Here is a 15,397-nt window from a genome sequence, read left to right on the forward strand (position 1 = left end):
CAGAACGATTATTTCAAATCGCTTTCACGGCATTTTTACGCGTGTTCCGCCGTTATAATCGCCGCTTTGCATCTGCAGATACGCCATGTCCCGGGCTCTGCCTGTTCTCTCTTCCACGCTGGCCAGACGCGCACGGCGCCTCTGGCGGCAGTACGGCATCTTCTGGCTCGGTGCGATCGCGGTCGGCCTGGTTGCGGTGCTCTATGCACGCCTGATCGACTGGGGCTATAACGCCTTCCGGTCGATGCAGCACCACTACGCGTGGTTACCGCTGCTACTGACACCCGCCGTCGCCGCGGCCGCGGTCTGGCTCACACGCAAGTTCTTTCGTGGCGCCGAGGGCAGCGGGATTCCGCAGGTCATCGCGACGCTGCACACAAAACCGGGCGAATCCGGTGCGCGCCTGCTCACGCTGAAGATCCTCGTCGGCAAGATTCTGGTGTCGTTTCTCGCCATTCTCGGCGGCTTTACGATTGGCCGCGAGGGGCCGACCGTGCAGGTCGGTGCGGCTTTGATGTTCAATCTGCGCCGCTTCTATCCGCGTTCGAATGCGCTGATCGAGCGTCAGCTCGTGCTCGCGGGCGCCGCGGCCGGGCTGTCCGCTGCGTTCAATACGCCGCTGGCCGGCATCGTTTTCGCGATCGAAGAACTGACGCGCAGCTTCGAAGCGCGCGCGAGCGGCGTGCTGATCACCGCGATCATCATCGCCGGTGTGATTGCGCTCGGGCTCAACGGCAACTACACGTACTTCGGCACGATCGAGATCGGCGCGCATTTTCCGGATCTGCTCGCCGTCGCAGTAGTGTTGACCGCGATCGTCACCGGCATCGCAGGCGGCGTGTTCGGCTGGCTGCTGCTCAACACCGCGCGCTGGATTCCGGCGCCGCTGCGCCAGTTGCACGGCGAGCGGCCGGTTGCGTTCGCGGCCCTGTGCGGCTTCATCATCGCGGTGGTCGGACTGATTTCAGGCGGGACGACATTCGGTAGCGGCTATGCCGAAGCGCGTGGGCTGCTCGATGGTCACGAGCAACTGTCGCTGTTCTATCCGTTTCTGAAGATGATCTCGATGGTGGGCTCGTACCTGCCTGGTATTCCGGGCGGCATCTTCGCACCATCGCTGTCGATCGGCGCGGGCTTCGGCAACCTGCTGCATACCGTATTCAGCGGCATGCAGCTACAGATGCTGATCGCGCTCGCCATGGTCGGTTATCTGGCCGCCGTCACGCAATCGCCGATTACGTCGTTTGTGATTGTGATGGAGATGATCAACGGTCATGCGCTGGTGATCTCGTTGATGGCCACCGCGTTGATCTCGAGCCGCGTGTCGCGGCTCTTCGTGCCGCCGCTGTATGAGTCGCTGGCGACGCGTTATATGGCGCCGCTACCGCAACCGGCCCCCGTACCCGTTCCCGAAGTGCCCGAGGCACTGATCGAGGACGAGCCCGAGGCGGCCGATGCAGCCGCCGATGCAACCGACCCCGCCCCGACCGATACGCCCCGTCAGTAGATGACGACCGGCCCCGGCCGGTAATACGCGGGACGTGCCGGCACGACAATGCAGCCGGCAAGCGTCACGACAAGCAGCAGCGCTGCCAGAAGTCTTGTTTTCATCACATGCTCCTGAAAGCGGCGCCGCTAGTCACGGCGCCGCGAACTGACGCTGATCGACGCTTCTCTGTGCTTTAGGCCCAGTGGCCGCCGATCCAACGCCAGCCGTCACCGCGACCGGCCCAGTGGCCCGGCACCCAGTGATACCCGACGCGCTCGGCCTGCCAGTGGCCCACCACCCACACGTAGTGGCCGCGATCCCATTGCCAGTGGCCGTGATCCCACACATAGCCGACCCGCGCGGCGGGCACGACTTCGTAGCGCACCGGCGGCGGCGCGGACGGCGCGACGATGATCACCTCGGCGGAAGCAGACGACGCAACTGCACTCACGCCGGCGATAACCAGTGCCGCATTGACGAGCAGCACGCGCAAAGACTTGTTCATATTCACCTCAGGAAAGAACACCGTTGACGGCGTATCCGTTCAATGCGCGAGGTGACAGGAAGGCTGACATGCGCCGTATTACACCGGTACCTGAAGTGCAACGAGGTATTTCAGCGCGATAGCGAACGAGGGGAAGGAACCGGCGAAGAAGGGGAAAGTACGGGCGGGCTGTTGGGCGCCGCATGTGTCGCCATCAAGGCAACACATGCGGCGCGACAGACAGTGTCATGCGACAGCTGGAGAAACTGAAAGCAACCGGATGCCCGGCACTCAAGCCTGCGGAATCTCGATCTTGACTTCGAGCACCTCGAGATCGTCCTGACGCTCGAGGCTCACACGGATATCGTTGTCGGAGATTTTCACGTACTTCGAAATCACGGCGACGAGTTCGCGTTGCAACGCCGGCAGATAGTCGGCGGGCGCCTTGTTGCCGCCGCGCTCGTGCGCGATGATCAACTGCAGGCGTTCCTTCGCGACCGACGCGGATTTTTTCTTCTCTCCCAGCAAAAACGAAAGAATCGACATTAGGTGCGCTCCCCTTACTTGGTGCCGAAGAGGCGCTGCAACAGGCCCGGCTTCTGGTAATCGGTGAAACGTAGCGACTTCTCTTCGCCGAGGAAGCGCGACACGATGTCCTTATACGCTTCGGCGACATCCGTACCTTCGATGTGCACGGCCGGCAGCCCCTGGTTCGACGCATGCAGCACCGCTTCCGATTCCGGCACGACACCGATCAGCTCGATACGCAGGATCTCCTGGATGTCCGTGAGCGACAGCATCTCGCCTTCGCTGACGCGCTTCGGGTTGTAGCGCGTGATCAGCAGATGCTCCTTGATCGGCTCCTTGCCTTCGATCGCGCGCTTCGTCTTCGACGACAGGATGCCTAGAATCCGGTCCGAATCGCGTACCGACGACACTTCCGGGTTGGTCACGATCAGCGCTTCGTCGGCGTAGTGCATCGCGAGCAGCGCACCTGATTCGATCCCAGCCGGCGAATCGCAAACGATAAATTCGAAGTCCATCGCGATCAGATCGTTGATGATCTTCTCGACGCCGTCCTGCGTCAGCGCATCCTTATCGCGCGTTTGCGACGCGGGCAGGATGAACAGGTTCTCGCACTTCTTGTCCTTGATGAGCGCCTGGTTCAGGTTCGCCTCGCCCTGGATCACATTGATCAGGTCGTACACGACGCGGCGCTCGCAGCCCATGATGAGGTCAAGGTTACGTAGGCCGACATCGAAGTCGATCACGGCGGTCTTGTGGCCGCGCAATGCGAGACCCGATGCGAAACTCGCGCTCGTGGTCGTCTTGCCCACGCCACCCTTGCCCGAAGTCACCACAATGATTTTTGCCATTTAGCCTTACCTTGCGTTCGTCAGATTCTTCAACTTCAAACTTTAATTAGGCGCTGCAGCAACCGGTTGTCAGCCGCATGCACAGCCGCTGTGCGGCGCGTGCGTCAGGTGAGCCGCAGCGGTTCGATCATCAATTTTTCTTCGTCGAGCCAGATCTGCACGGCCTTGCCGTTCACATCGGCCGGCAACGGGTTCTCAGTCGTACGATAGATACCGGCAATCGAAATCAGTTCCGGCTCGAGACAGGTGCAGAAAATCCGCGCATCGTGATTGCCTTGCACGCCGGCCAGTGCCCGGCCGCGCAACGGTGCGTAGATGTGGATGTTGCCTTCCGCGATGACTTCCGCGCCGTAGCTCACGATGCCGAGCACGACCAGATCGCCCTTCGCGTAAATGCGCTGCCCCGAGCGCAACGGCTTGTCGATGACGAGCGTTTGCGACGGGGTACCGAGCGGCACCGGTTCTGCCAGTACCGTGTCCGGCACCACCGCCGCTGCAGCAGATGTTTCAGCGGTTTCAGCAGCTTCGTCACCGGCCGCTTTCGTGGCACCGGCACCGCGCCGGTCGCGCGCTTCGAGCAGCGGCAGGCCTGCTTCCAGCACCCAGCCATGCTGTTCCGGCAACGCAACCACACCGACCGGCCGCATCCGCACGCTGTCGAGCAACTGCGCGACCTCGGCGAGCGGCAAGCGCTCGTCGGCATTCAGGCGGCGTACGTCGATGGCGACGACATCGTTGGCGAAAAACTCCGGGGTCGCCTCGAAGCGCCGGTTCAGCTCGGTGCGCATCGCATCGAGGTCGGTGGTCTTCACGACGAACAGAAGCGTGTCGACGGAGCCGCTGCGCAGTTCGAAAAAGGGCGATTTCTTGGGCGACATAGCGTTCGACGAAAAATTTTGCGTATTTTACAGGCGTCTACGCGGGCGGCCAGTTTTTTCGGGAAACACACGTGCAAAGGCACATGCTGCGCCGCACGGTGCGAGAGAAGAACAATGGAATGGAGGGAACGCGAAACCCGCGGCGCGGCAGCCGGCGCGCCGCTCACCGGCCCGACGCGCTGGACGCGTGCCTGACGTGGCGCACCAGCAGCGTTTCGCCCTGCTCCGGCACGCGTTCGATGCGACGATGCTCGCCGGTCGGACCGAAACCGAGCGCTTCGTAAAAGCGCATCGCGTTGCGGTTTGCGTCGGCAATCCACGCGTAGATCTCGTGTGCGCCGCCGCGTGCGAGCCATTCACCGGCGGTATCGACGAGCAGCACACCGCCGCGCAGATGCCGCACGGCCGGCGCCACCCATAGCTCGCGGACGAACGCGCGACGCGCGGCCGAATCGTCGCAATACGCGCCGATCAGGCCGGCTGGATGGCCTTCGGTATAGAGAATGAACGAGGCTTCGGTAGCGGAAAACGCGTGACGCGCGGCGGTTGCGTCGAACGTGGTGGAGTCGGCGGAAAGGGCGTCTTCAAGCGTTTCGCCGAACGCATAAGGTGCTTCGCGCAACGACGCAGTACGGAGTTCGCGGAAAACGGCGCCTTGACTGGCGGTGATACGGCGAACGGTCAGAGACGGAATCATGCAGACAAAAACCCCTGTTGATGCTTTGGCATAGCTTTAACCGAACAGCCGCGCGAGTCAAATCCTTATTTTCCGGATAGGCCCGCCGGTGCGTACGTTCAGGGCGCCTCGTACGCGCCGGTACCGTCCGGCCAGGGGGTCAGCAGTTCGTAGCCTTCTTCGGTCACGGCGATCATGTGCTCCCACTGCGCGGACAGCGAGCGGTCCTTGGTCACGACCGTCCAGCCGTCGGCGAGCACCGACGTGCCCGCGCGCCCGGCGTTGACCATCGGTTCGATCGTGAACACCATGCCCGGCTTGAGCTTCACGCCCTGCCCCGGTTGCCCGTAGTGCAGCACCTGCGGTTCCTCGTGATACACCTTGCCGATGCCATGCCCGCAGTAATCGCGGACGATCGAGAAGCCGGCGCGTTGCGCGACCTGCTGGATCGCGTGGCCGACATCGCCGAGCGTCGCATCGGGCTTCACCTGACGAATGCCCGCGAGCATCGCTTCGTAGGTCGTATCGATCAGTTCGCGGCCGACCGTGCTCGGCGTGCCGACGCAGTACATGCGGCTCGTGTCGCCGAAGTAGCCGTCGCGGATCACAGCGACGTCGATGTTGACGATGTCGCCGTCCTTGAGGACCTCGCCGCGGCTCGGAATGCCGTGGCACACCACCTGGTTGACCGAAATACACACTGTTTTCGGAAAGCCCATGTAGCCGACGTTGGCCGGAATCGCCTTTTGCGTATTGACGATGTAGTCGTTGCAGATCGCGTCGAGCTGTCCGGTCGAGACGCCGGCCTTCACATGCTCGCCGATCATCGCGAGGACGTCGGCGGCAAGGCGGCCGGCGATGCGCAAGCCGGCGAGGTCGTCAGGGGTCTTGTAGGTGATGGCCATGATGGAATGAAACGGATCGATGAAGGCGAAATAGCGGTCGCTTCGGGTTGTCGATAGGGCAATTGTACAGAGGATGGCCCGCAACCCTCCGCGGGGCGGGCTACGGTGCTATCCGGCCAGCTCGGGCTGGCTTGGGTGCCGGTGTGTTGCGCAGGACTTCAGTCTGCGGAATCATGGCCGCAATCAGCGCGGCGACAACGGCAACCGCGGACGGCTAACCAGCGTGACGATCACGTAGCTCATGATCGTCAGCATGAACCACGAGCCGAGCTTGCCGACCGAGACCATCGCCCAGCCTTGCATCTGACTCGGGTACAGCCACGCGTGACTGAGCGTGCCGAGGTTTTCGGCAAGCCAGATGAAAACGGCGATGAGAAAGAAACCAAGCAGCAGCGGCATGCGGTGATACACAGTGCCGATACGAAAGTAGACCCAGCAGCGGCGAAACGCGATCGCGGCACAAGCCATCAACAGATAGCGCAGATCGAACCAGTAGTGATGCAGAAAGAAGTTGCCGTAGATCGCAGCCGACAGCGCAAGCGTCACCTTCAGCGGCGGGTGATGCGAGAAGCGCAGGTCGAATTCCCGGCAAGAGCGCGTGATGTAGCTACCCACCGATGCATACATGAACCCCGTGAAGAGCGGCACCCCACCGATACGCAGATACGCGAACTCCGGATAGATCCACGAGCCGACCGCGGTCTTGAACACTTCCATGCCGGTGCCCGCAATGTGGAACAGCAAGATGACCTTCACTTCGTCCCACGTTTCGAGGCCCAACCGGACCAGGATGATCTGAATTAAGACCGCGGCAAGCGTCAACGCGTCGTAGCGAGGCAGCAGTGCGTGCGCCGGGTACCAGAGATACGTCGCGATCAGCAGCGCGACCATTAATCCGCCGAACAGACAAACCCACGCCTGCTTGATGCCGAATACGAGGAAGGTGTGCCAACCGGCAGCGAGACGGCTGCGATCGCCGGATGCGTTCAACAGTCTCGTCGTCAACGCGTCGAGCCAGGCGCTGGCGCGAGACGGTGCCGGTTCCAGCGCGGTGCTTGTGGACTGCTCCGTCAATTGGACTGCTCCTTCTGGTTGTGCCTGTTGTCTTCGTGGTCCTTGCGCCAGCGGTTTCACGCGCTGTGGCCGCGAGATCGCCCTCGCCCAGCACACCGGCAAGACGTGCCGCCATGCTATACGGAAGCGCCGCGATGTAGGATTATCGAGCGCGGACACAAAACCCGTGCCGGAGACAAACGCGCATGAACCGCGTCAATGAACACTAACCTCCTCGTCGACGAACCCCAACCCATCGAGCTGTTGCGCCGCCTCGTGTGGCCCTGGGTCGCGTTCTGGCTGTTGATATTCGCGGTCGACATCCAGCAGTCGATGTGGTCAGGCGAGCTTCAATTCTGGCGGACACTCGTCAACACCAGCACATCTGCGCTCGGAGCCACGGTGCTGATCGTGGTTCAAATGGGGCGCAGAAATCGGCGCAGGAACCTTCTCGGTCAGCCGCTGAAATGGTTTCTCCGCGCCTGGGCATGGATGCCGTTGCAACTGGTTGTGTACGTTACGGGCATCTACGCGTTGCGCCTCGGCATCTACGCACTGGCCGGCAGCAGGTACCGGCACGGCTCGTGGGGCGAGGTATTCGCGTACGACGCGACGGCCTTCGTCGAGTTCTATGTGTTGTTCAGCGGCATTATTTTCGGCATTCAGTCCTACGGCGCGTGGGCTGCCGAGCGAGTGCGCTCCGCCCAGCAGGCGAACCTCGCCCGTCAGGCACAGCTCGCACAGCTGACCCAGCAACTGCAACCGCACTTTCTGTTTAACGCGCTGAACACCATTTCATCGCTGATCCACAGCAATCCCGACTCGGCTGACAGGCTGCTTACGCGACTCGCGACCTTGCTGCGCGCGGCGACCGATGCAAGCCAGCGCCCCGAGCAGTCGCTAGCCGACGAACTGACGTTACTGCACGCCTACGCGGACATCATGACGCAACGTTTTTCGGATCGCGTGCGGATCACGTGGGATGTCGATGCCGCCACTTCAACCTGCCCGGTGCCCACGCTCGGACTTCAGCCGCTGCTCGAGAACTGCTTCCGGCACGTGGTTGAGCGGCGCAGCGCACCGACGCACATCGCGATACGCGCGCGCCACGACGACACAGACAAACTGCAGATAGAGATCGAAGACGACGGCGAAACGCTGGGCTTGCCCGATACCCGCGGCGTGGGCCTCGGCAATCTCGAGGGCCGGCTGCAATCGCTGTACGGCACGCAGGCAAGCCTTGCGTTGCAGCTGCGCCCCGGCGGCGGCCTGATCGTGCGAGTGACACTGCCATGCGCGCACTGATCGTCGACGACGAAGCACTCGCTCGCAGCAAACTGCTGCGCATGCTGCGCGTCTTTCCCGATGTCGAGGTAGTGGGCGAAGCCATCGACGGCGCGACCGCGCTGACGCTCGCCGAGCAGCTTCGTCCGGACGTGATCTTTCTCGATGTGCAGATGCCTGAAGTCGACGGCTTCGATGTGGCGGCGTCGTTACCGGACGACGCACCGGCGCTCGTATTCGTGACCGCGTTCGATCAGTACGCGTTGCGCGCCTTCGATGCCCAGGCCGTCGACTACCTGTTGAAGCCGGTCGAACCGGAACGCCTTGCGCGCACGGTGCAGCGCTTGCGCGCATCGGTTCGCGTTACCCCACGCCCGAGCGTCGGCGCGCCCGCGCAGTTGATGATCGTCGACCGCGGGCAGACGCACATCGTGCGCTGCGCCGAAATCGAATGGCTGGAGGCCGCCGACAACTACGTCAATATCCATCTGCCGGGGCGCAGCCTGTTGATGCGCCGTACGCTAACGGCGTTGCTCAATGACCTCGACCCGATGTTTGTCCGCACACATCGCGGCGCCGCCGTCGCGCTCGCCGCTGTGCTCGCCGTGCGGCCGGAGGGGAAAGGCGACGCAACCGTCGTTCTGCGCAGCGGCGCCGAAGTGCCGTGCAGCCGGCAGCATCGCGCGGCACTCATGCAGCGCCTGCAGCGCTAACGCGAATCGTCCGATCCACCCCGCATCGGACCCAACTCGTCCCAGATCGATTGTCGCTCCCGCGACGGCGAATTACGCTGGCCAGCGTCTCAATGGGGATGCTCCGGCCATGACTATCCTGTTCACCATCCTGAGGTATACCGTCGCGCTGATTCTCGTGTCTTCGTTGACCGAGGCCCTCGTACTTTCCGTCCAACGCGGCTGGCGCAACTACGACTGGAAAGCGGCCGGGGTATCGGTGGTCGACATGCTGGTTCGCGAGTACCCGCTCGGCTGGTTGCTGCCGCTCGCGTTCTGGGGCGATGCCATGGGCTGGTTCTGGCGGCACCGGCTCTGGACCCTGCCGATGCATCACTGGACCGGCTGGCTGGCGTGTTTCGTCGGTCAGGAGTTCTGCTACTACTGCTACCACCGCGCGGCCCACCGGGTGCGCTGGTTCTGGTGCACCCACGCGATTCATCACTCACCGAATCAACTGAACCTTGCCGTCGCCTACCGTATGGGATGGACCGGCCGTCTTGCCGGCTCGACGCTGTTCTTCGTGCTTGCGCCGCTATTCGGTATGCCGCCCAGGATTGTGCTGATGCTGCTTTCGCTCAACCTGCTGTATCAGTTCTGGCTGCACGTCACGTGGATTCCGCGGCTCGGACCGCTGGAGTGGATACTCAACACGCCTTCCGCGCACCGCGTTCATCATGCGTCCAACCTCGAGTACCTCGATGGCAACTACGGCGGTGTGCTGATCGTGTTCGACCGGTTGTTCGGCACGTATATCGCCGAAAAGCCCGACGTGCCCTGTCGCTTCGGGCTGGTCACACCGATGACAACCTATAACCTGCTAACCGTCGAGTTCGATCACTGGCGCGCATTGTGGCGCGATCTGGTAATGGCGCGTTCGATTCGCGAGGGACTGGGTTATCTGTTTGGACCGCCTGGCTGGCGACCCGATGAGCGCGGTGAAACCACGGAAGATTTGCGGCGCCGTGCGGGGTTGCAGTTCGCGGGGATGGAACCTGAGCAGCGCATCTCTACAGTCGAGGAATAAACGGTTCGCTTGTGCCGTTTCGCGAATCGGTGTGGCGATTCTGCGTGGCGCTCGCGCGTACGCTACGATGATGCAGCGAGCCGCAAACGATCGGGTCACAGTGTGCGGTCGGGACTCGCTGAAATCATCTCGCGTACCCGTGTCGTCACTCGAAGATTACCCATGGATATCGACGCTCAAAGTCTGCCCACAATCGGCTTGATCGTTCCGCCTGCCGCCGGAAAAGTCCCCGATGACGGTCCGTTGCTCTACAAGGACCGGGCAAGGTTTATCGCCCGCGGACTGGCGCTCGGCCAGATTTCGCCGGAGGGCTATGAAGCGGTCATCGACTCCGTGGCTGACAGGGCCCGCTCTCTTGCCGACGACGGCGCGCAGGCCATTTCGTTGATGGGTACCTCGCTCAGCTTTTATCGCGGAGCCGCGTTCAACCGGCAACTCGTTGACGCGATCCACAAAGCCACTGGTTTGCCTGCAACGACGATGAGTCACGCGGTTGTCAGGGCGTTGAAAGCAATGGGCGTGCGGCGCGTGGCACTGGCGACGGCCTACATCGACGATGTCAACGCGCGGCTTGCCGCGTTCCTGCAAGAAGAAGGATTCGAGGTCGCTGCTGTTAAAGGTCTTGCCATGACCGATGTAATTGGCGTGGGTACGGTACCGCCCGAAACACTCATCGATCTCGCGCAGGACGTGTTCGCCCAGGATACGTCGGCACAGGGCGTGTTGATCTCCTGCGGCGGCCTGAAAACCCTCGGCATCGTCGAAACGCTGGAAGCTCGCCTTGGTGTACCGGTCGTGTCGAGCTCACCGGCCGGGTTCTGGGACGCGGTGCAACTGATGGGTGTGAGTCCGGTCGCGCCCGGCTTCGGGCGCTTATTCGAGCTTCGGTAGCATCGCGATCCTTCATGCACGCGAGGCGCGATATCCGTCGTTCAGCATCCAGTGAGTGAAGCTTGCATACTCCTGCGCGTATTCGTGGGCGTCGCGTACCCGCTCTACGGCGTCCGCCAGTTCATGCACGCGGGCATAGTGAGGAATGCGGTTGGTTTCATAGGCCGATAGCGCCGTCGCGAGATCCTCGTATTTCTGCACGGCATTAACCAATACCCGTACGTCTTCGACACCCAGTGTCCCACCCGCCGAGATATGCGGCGACAACGCATGTGCCGCATCGCCGATCAGCGCGACGCGCGCCGATGTCCACCGAGGCAACGCGGGCACGAACATGATCTGGTTGTGCAGGATCTGCTCTTCCGGCGTCCTCTCGATCAGCTTCGCCAGCCAGTCGTTCCAGCCGTTATCGTTCAGATGCGCGGCCCGGCGCAGCGCCTCTTCCTTCTTCGTACCGGTAACAGCCGGACTATCGAACTGATTCACCATCCACACCACCTGATCGCCATAGGTGCGTACATATCCCCCACGCGCGCGTTGATGTCCAACGGTCAGGATGGAACCCTCCGCAGGTTCGTCGCCTGCCGCAATCATGCCGCGCCACACGTGGTGACCGGCATGCTCCTGTGCAGCCGAACCAGGGTCCAGTTGCGCGCGCACTGCCGAGTAAGCGCCGTCGGCGCCTAGCAGCAGGTCTGCTCGCTCGACGGCTCCGTTAGTGAACCTCACCTTGACGTGGTCCGCTTCTTCCTCGAAGGCGAGGATTCTGGTGTTCACGCGAATGTTTTCCTGGCCGACCGCCGCAGCGAGAAGCTGGTTCAGCTGGGGACGCGGGACGAGAAGAAACTGGTGTTCGGCAAGCGCGAAGCCGGGTGCCCGCAAACGACGTCCGCCGGCATCGTAGAACCATGTTTCAACGGATGTACCGATTGCGTTGATCGAGTCGCCAACGCCGACTTCCGAGAACACGTCGAGCGCGTTGCGCCATAAACCGATGGCCGCACCCGCCGCGCGAATCTCCGGCGCCTGCTCGCATACGAGCACTTCCCAGCCAATCGACTTGAACGCAATACCGGCAGTCAATCCAACGATACCGCCGCCCGCAATGATGACTCGCATGATCAGAACACTCCTGGTAGTGTTTTCCGGTTGCCTCGATTCGGTTGCTACCGCGCCGAACCGACCGGTTGGAATCGCGTGGATTCCTCGTTGATGGATTGGACTCTAATTTATGAGCGTTCGCTCACATTGGCTACTCGCTTTCCGCCGGTCGCTGCGATGGCTACTTATGGCCTGTTTTTCGCGGTGAAATGGGCTGTATCTGGTTTTGGTTGCAGCGGTGTTGGTCATGGCGCTCACATTTGTCCTGCGTCGCAAGCTCGTTCACGCCTGTTGTCGACTCGGCTATGCTTGAATTTCTGCGCTCCGGATGGGTTTTCGGGTGCTGTCAGTCATGGTTTCTGGAGCAGGCGCAGCGGCAACCTGAATCATCGAAGGACGTGAAATGAGCATTCGAGACGCGCAGTTGAATGACGCAAGAGAAATTTCCGTGCTGAGCAGTCAGTTCGGCTGGAATGCCTCGGAAGACGAAATACGGTCTCGCCTCGAGATCGTGCTCGATAGGCCCGACCACAAGATCTTTCTGTATGAAAGTGACGCCGGGGACGTTCTCGGATGGATTCACGCGTGCGTCAACGTCATCGTATCGAGCGGGAAATATGGCGAGGTTCTGGCCTTTGTGGTTCGCGAGGGAAGTAGAGGCTCGGGGATTGGAAGGGAGCTGCTGTTACGCGCCGAGCAGTGGATCGGAGCTCATGAAGTGGGCGCGACTTCCATCGTCATACGCTGTAACAACGAGCGGCCCCGTACGCATGAGTTCTATATCCGGAATGGGTATCGAAGTACGATGATTGCGCTCAGGAAAGCTATTGAACGTTAGGTGGTTTTGTTCCGGACGATCGCGACGCAAACAAAAAAGTGCCGAGAAGTCTCTCCCGGCACCTTGTCACTTCATCACGACTTTAGCGACAGCTAACAGACCTCAATCCGACTGCGTGAACTGAATCGCGGGCGATGTCGAGCTCGACCCAGCAGATGCAGTGCATTTCCCGATGTTCAGGTTGTTGGTTTCGCCGGTCGTGCCGCCGTTGCTCGGGCCGACGCACGTCGGTGCCGAGTTGGAGCCGTCGGTCAACGCAACCTTCACGGTCATCGACGAACCCGTATTGAAGTCGGCGCGCGATCCGCCAGCATTACCCACGACGTTGAATTCCGTCTCGGTCCAGCCATTTGCGATATCCGAGTTGGAATCGGCGGTGGACGAGCTGTAGGCTTCCGTGCCGTAGACGGCGGTTGCCGTATCCGTGCCATTCGAGTTAGCAGTACCCGAAAGCGTCAGGCTTGCAAGGGCCGTGATCGGCAGTTGCTTCGCGATGACGGTAGCAGGACTGTTCTGGTAACAGTCATCCCCGCTCCCACCATTCGAATCGGCACCCGCGTCCGTGAATCCGCTCGGGCAGATGTTGGTGTTGCCACCATCCACATCCTGGCCGTAGTTCTCTAGCCAGGTCTGGATGAACACGTCGGTCGTGCCGGTGAGCGCCGTGCCCGCGGCGTTAACGTCGTCGGACACCACGATGTATTGTTGCCAGGATTGGCAGCCCGAGTAGCCTGCGCAAGCCGCGGAGTTACCGTCCATATTCGTATTGAGCTGCAACGTGTATTGATTCGCGCCAAGGATGCCGCCACCGCCATACGCTGCTACGCCCGCGCCCTTTTCGGTCTTCACGCCGGTGACCGTGGGGAAGCTGCCGACCGCTTCACTGATCAGGTTCCCGGACGGTGCCTCGGCGGAGAAATCGTAACCGCTGCCCACTACCTGCTCGCCAGCATGCTTGACGCTAGTCGCTGCGTCCTGTTGTGCGACATGTGCGGTCTTCCGGCGCGCGGACACGTAACCCGACACCGGGCCGCATTCCACCTTGGACCATTTGAGGTTCGGATACGAAGCGTGATAACAGCCCTGTGCCTGCGGCGCGAATTGCCTGACGTTTTCACGCCATGACTGATGCGCCTGAGCGTCGGCCTGCACCTGAGCCTGATCGACGAACGTGCTGGCAGTCTCACCTGCAAAGGCCGACGACAGCGGAATGGCACTGATAAAAAGACCTGCACCCACGACAACTGCGGCATGAGCCATGTTACGCGTGGTAAGCAATAACTTCGGTCGCATATGTTTCTCCGGTGGAAGCAACGTGTTGAGGTTTCTGGCGCTGAATTATTCAGCGGCCTTGACCTGCGTGATGAGGACCTGCGGCAAAACTATCCGTAAAGCATCGGATTAAGCGGTAAGGTTCTTTAAAGACAGCTTCTTGTAAAATCTCAAGGAATATTGAATAACGTGAACACTTTGTGGCTTTGGTTTTTGGCACATGCATCGCGGGTTATGCAGTTGAATGAACCGATAAGTGGTGACGCATGGGGTACCGCCGAAGCTTGCCTGCTGCGGCCGAGGCGCGCTGCGTGATGATCCTCACGCGCAGAGGTCCTGTTACGGCAGGAAGCGACCATCCATAGCGGATAATTTTCCGCATATCGACTTAATCAACGAAGCAAAAGCAGAATGAGATATCGCGATATTTGAAAGTAATTGAGTATTGGATTGCGTAATGCCGTCGGCATAAATTGGCATTCACTTATTATAGAGATGTAATTTACGAATTATCATCTCGTAAGTAATTTGCTTGTAATTGTCGGCAACATTAAGAAAGCAGTGTCTTGAAGCAAAAGATAGCAATAAAAAAAACAAGGCGTCAAACTTTTTTAGATTGAAGCTAAAAAAGTTTGGCACATTTGCGTTGGGTGCTGACGCAACCTGGAGGGGGTGTTTTTAGGGCTGGGAGCTATTGTCGTTGGCCCGGTTCGCGGCAATATGCGGCGGTCATCGTCTGAGCGTCGCACCGCAGTCGGTAGACGCGCATCGCTATCGGTGCCCCCGATGGCATGCCCGATATTTGGAGCATGCGAGCGCTAGCGCTATTTCAATGCGGGATGCACATCCGTCGATACGACGATCGCGATCCATACCGCTATCCAGATCGGTCCAAGCGCGGCAAAGAACTTGACCCTCCCGACCGTATGCATCCAGTTCGAGCCCGGCGACAACGTTCCAAAGGCCTTGCTGCTAATAATTTTCGCAGCGCCGTCACGGAAAAACACCCACCATGCAAACGCAAACGCGATGAGAAAGACGGAACCGAACCAGGCCCATACATAGGGATTCTGGTCCTGGGGGCGAAAGTAATACCAAACGTCCGGCACACCACCCAATGTCATTCCGACGCCCATAACGACCCAAGGAAGCGCAGCCACGATAGCGAAACGGCGACGCAGAACCTTTGCTTCCTCGCTTCCCTCCAGACTCCCCGCTCCCGATCTTGCTACGGCTCGCTCGCCCACGAAATAGTTAAAGCCGGATATGGCGAGACACAGTAGCCAGAAGTAGTGCGCAAGTATGTCGAATAAATTCAATGCATCCTCCTTCGCAAGGTGCTATCGCGCGGCCGGAACTGTCTGGTGGAATCGCTGAGCAGGCAATATCCTG

General features: G+C 60.7%; 16 protein-coding genes. 6 read left to right on the forward strand and 10 right to left on the reverse strand.

Features of this window, described 5'->3' with window-relative positions; translation table 11 throughout:
• The first annotated feature begins 85 nt into the window (after positions 1-85).
• A complete protein-coding gene (locus FNZ07_RS28450; RefSeq protein WP_091011417.1) occupies positions 86-1,507 on the forward strand; it encodes a chloride channel protein in 1,422 nt (473 codons plus the stop codon).
• 175 nt (positions 1,508-1,682) lie between these two features.
• Here FNZ07_RS28450 and FNZ07_RS28455 read toward each other — a convergent pair whose 3' ends face one another.
• From FNZ07_RS28455 to FNZ07_RS28485, 7 genes are all read right to left on the reverse strand, one after another.
• Entirely contained in the window at positions 1,683-1,994 is a 312-nt protein-coding gene (locus tag FNZ07_RS28455; RefSeq protein ID WP_091011416.1) for a YXWGXW repeat-containing protein, read from the reverse strand.
• 270 nt (positions 1,995-2,264) lie between these two features.
• Positions 2,265-2,519, reverse strand: a complete 255-nt coding sequence (gene minE, locus FNZ07_RS28460; protein WP_091011415.1) for a cell division topological specificity factor MinE — start codon at positions 2,517-2,519, stop codon at positions 2,265-2,267.
• A gap of 14 nt (positions 2,520-2,533) precedes the next feature.
• Complete coding sequence (gene minD / locus FNZ07_RS28465) at positions 2,534-3,349, reverse strand: septum site-determining protein MinD (protein WP_091011414.1); 816 nt, start codon at positions 3,347-3,349, stop codon at positions 2,534-2,536.
• A 104-nt stretch (positions 3,350-3,453) separates the two neighbouring features.
• Positions 3,454-4,227, reverse strand: a complete 774-nt coding sequence (gene minC, locus FNZ07_RS28470) for a septum site-determining protein MinC (RefSeq protein WP_091011413.1) — start codon at positions 4,225-4,227, stop codon at positions 3,454-3,456.
• 163 nt (positions 4,228-4,390) lie between these two features.
• Entirely contained in the window at positions 4,391-4,924 is a 534-nt protein-coding gene (locus tag FNZ07_RS28475) for a GNAT family N-acetyltransferase (protein WP_091011412.1), read from the reverse strand.
• A 98-nt stretch (positions 4,925-5,022) separates the two neighbouring features.
• On the reverse strand, positions 5,023-5,808 hold the full coding sequence (gene map / locus FNZ07_RS28480) for a type I methionyl aminopeptidase (RefSeq protein WP_091011411.1): 786 nt from the start codon (positions 5,806-5,808) through the stop codon (positions 5,023-5,025).
• Between the two features lie 183 nt (positions 5,809-5,991).
• Positions 5,992-6,813: a DUF817 domain-containing protein gene (locus tag FNZ07_RS28485; protein WP_407670661.1), complete on the reverse strand. Its 822-nt coding sequence runs from the start codon at positions 6,811-6,813 to the stop codon at positions 5,992-5,994.
• A 267-nt stretch (positions 6,814-7,080) separates the two neighbouring features.
• Between FNZ07_RS28485 and FNZ07_RS28490 the strand changes: the two genes are divergently transcribed.
• The 4 genes from FNZ07_RS28490 (at position 7,081) to FNZ07_RS28505 (ending at position 10,794) form a co-directional block, all read left to right on the forward strand.
• Positions 7,081-8,166, forward strand: coding sequence for a sensor histidine kinase (locus FNZ07_RS28490; RefSeq protein ID WP_091011410.1), 1,086 nt, complete (start codon positions 7,081-7,083; stop codon positions 8,164-8,166).
• Positions 8,154-8,858, forward strand: coding sequence for a LytR/AlgR family response regulator transcription factor (locus tag FNZ07_RS28495; protein WP_091011409.1), 705 nt, complete (start codon positions 8,154-8,156; stop codon positions 8,856-8,858). Before FNZ07_RS28490 ends, FNZ07_RS28495 begins: the two co-directional genes overlap by 13 nt.
• 109 nt (positions 8,859-8,967) lie before the next feature.
• Positions 8,968-9,903: a sterol desaturase family protein gene (locus FNZ07_RS28500; RefSeq protein WP_091011408.1), complete on the forward strand. Its 936-nt coding sequence runs from the start codon at positions 8,968-8,970 to the stop codon at positions 9,901-9,903.
• Between the two features lie 162 nt (positions 9,904-10,065).
• Positions 10,066-10,794 (forward strand): arylmalonate decarboxylase, encoded by a 729-nt coding sequence (locus tag FNZ07_RS28505; protein WP_091011407.1) that lies wholly within the window; start codon positions 10,066-10,068, stop codon positions 10,792-10,794.
• Positions 10,795-10,806: 12 nt separating this feature from the next.
• Here the strand turns inward: FNZ07_RS28505 and FNZ07_RS28510 are convergent, their stop codons facing one another.
• On the reverse strand, positions 10,807-11,913 hold the full coding sequence (locus FNZ07_RS28510) for an FAD-dependent oxidoreductase (protein WP_091011406.1): 1,107 nt from the start codon (positions 11,911-11,913) through the stop codon (positions 10,807-10,809).
• A gap of 385 nt (positions 11,914-12,298) precedes the next feature.
• Here FNZ07_RS28510 and FNZ07_RS28515 point away from each other — a divergent pair, with 385 nt between their 5' ends.
• On the forward strand, positions 12,299-12,733 hold the full coding sequence (locus FNZ07_RS28515) for a GNAT family N-acetyltransferase (protein WP_091011405.1): 435 nt from the start codon (positions 12,299-12,301) through the stop codon (positions 12,731-12,733).
• Positions 12,734-12,835: 102 nt separating this feature from the next.
• On the opposite strand, the gene FNZ07_RS28520 is transcribed toward FNZ07_RS28515, so the two are convergent.
• Together FNZ07_RS28520 and FNZ07_RS28525 are read right to left on the reverse strand one after the other, a co-directional pair.
• On the reverse strand, positions 12,836-14,026 hold the full coding sequence (locus FNZ07_RS28520; protein WP_091011404.1) for a hypothetical protein: 1,191 nt from the start codon (positions 14,024-14,026) through the stop codon (positions 12,836-12,838).
• Positions 14,027-14,829: 803 nt separating this feature from the next.
• Entirely contained in the window at positions 14,830-15,324 is a 495-nt protein-coding gene (locus FNZ07_RS28525; protein ID WP_091011403.1) for a hypothetical protein, read from the reverse strand.
• Positions 15,325-15,397 lie beyond the last annotated feature (73 nt).

Origin of the sequence: Paraburkholderia megapolitana (genome assembly GCF_007556815.1) — a bacterium.
Classification (GTDB): Bacteria; Pseudomonadota; Gammaproteobacteria; order Burkholderiales; family Burkholderiaceae; genus Paraburkholderia; species Paraburkholderia megapolitana.

Excerpts from the sequence above, each read along its gene's own strand:
- FNZ07_RS28505 (WP_091011407.1), top strand. The coding sequence starts at position 10,066 with ATGGATATCGACGCTCAAAGTCTGCCCACAATCGGCTTGATCGTTCCG.
- minC (WP_091011413.1), bottom strand. The coding sequence starts at position 4,227 with ATGTCGCCCAAGAAATCGCCCTTTTTCGAACTGCGCAGCGGCTCCGTC.
- FNZ07_RS28500 (WP_091011408.1), top strand. The coding sequence starts at position 8,968 with ATGACTATCCTGTTCACCATCCTGAGGTATACCGTCGCGCTGATTCTC.
- map (WP_091011411.1), bottom strand. The coding sequence starts at position 5,808 with ATGGCCATCACCTACAAGACCCCTGACGACCTCGCCGGCTTGCGCATC.
- minD (WP_091011414.1), bottom strand. The coding sequence starts at position 3,349 with ATGGCAAAAATCATTGTGGTGACTTCGGGCAAGGGTGGCGTGGGCAAG.
- FNZ07_RS28520 (WP_091011404.1), bottom strand. The coding sequence starts at position 14,026 with ATGCGACCGAAGTTATTGCTTACCACGCGTAACATGGCTCATGCCGCA.
- FNZ07_RS28495 (WP_091011409.1), top strand. The coding sequence starts at position 8,154 with ATGCGCGCACTGATCGTCGACGACGAAGCACTCGCTCGCAGCAAACTG.
- FNZ07_RS28490 (WP_091011410.1), top strand. The coding sequence starts at position 7,081 with ATGAACACTAACCTCCTCGTCGACGAACCCCAACCCATCGAGCTGTTG.
- minE (WP_091011415.1), bottom strand. The coding sequence starts at position 2,519 with ATGTCGATTCTTTCGTTTTTGCTGGGAGAGAAGAAAAAATCCGCGTCG.
- FNZ07_RS28450 (WP_091011417.1), top strand. The coding sequence starts at position 86 with ATGTCCCGGGCTCTGCCTGTTCTCTCTTCCACGCTGGCCAGACGCGCA.
- FNZ07_RS28475 (WP_091011412.1), bottom strand. The coding sequence starts at position 4,924 with ATGATTCCGTCTCTGACCGTTCGCCGTATCACCGCCAGTCAAGGCGCC.
- FNZ07_RS28510 (WP_091011406.1), bottom strand. The coding sequence starts at position 11,913 with ATGCGAGTCATCATTGCGGGCGGCGGTATCGTTGGATTGACTGCCGGT.
- FNZ07_RS28455 (WP_091011416.1), bottom strand. The coding sequence starts at position 1,994 with ATGAACAAGTCTTTGCGCGTGCTGCTCGTCAATGCGGCACTGGTTATC.
- FNZ07_RS28515 (WP_091011405.1), top strand. The coding sequence starts at position 12,299 with ATGAGCATTCGAGACGCGCAGTTGAATGACGCAAGAGAAATTTCCGTG.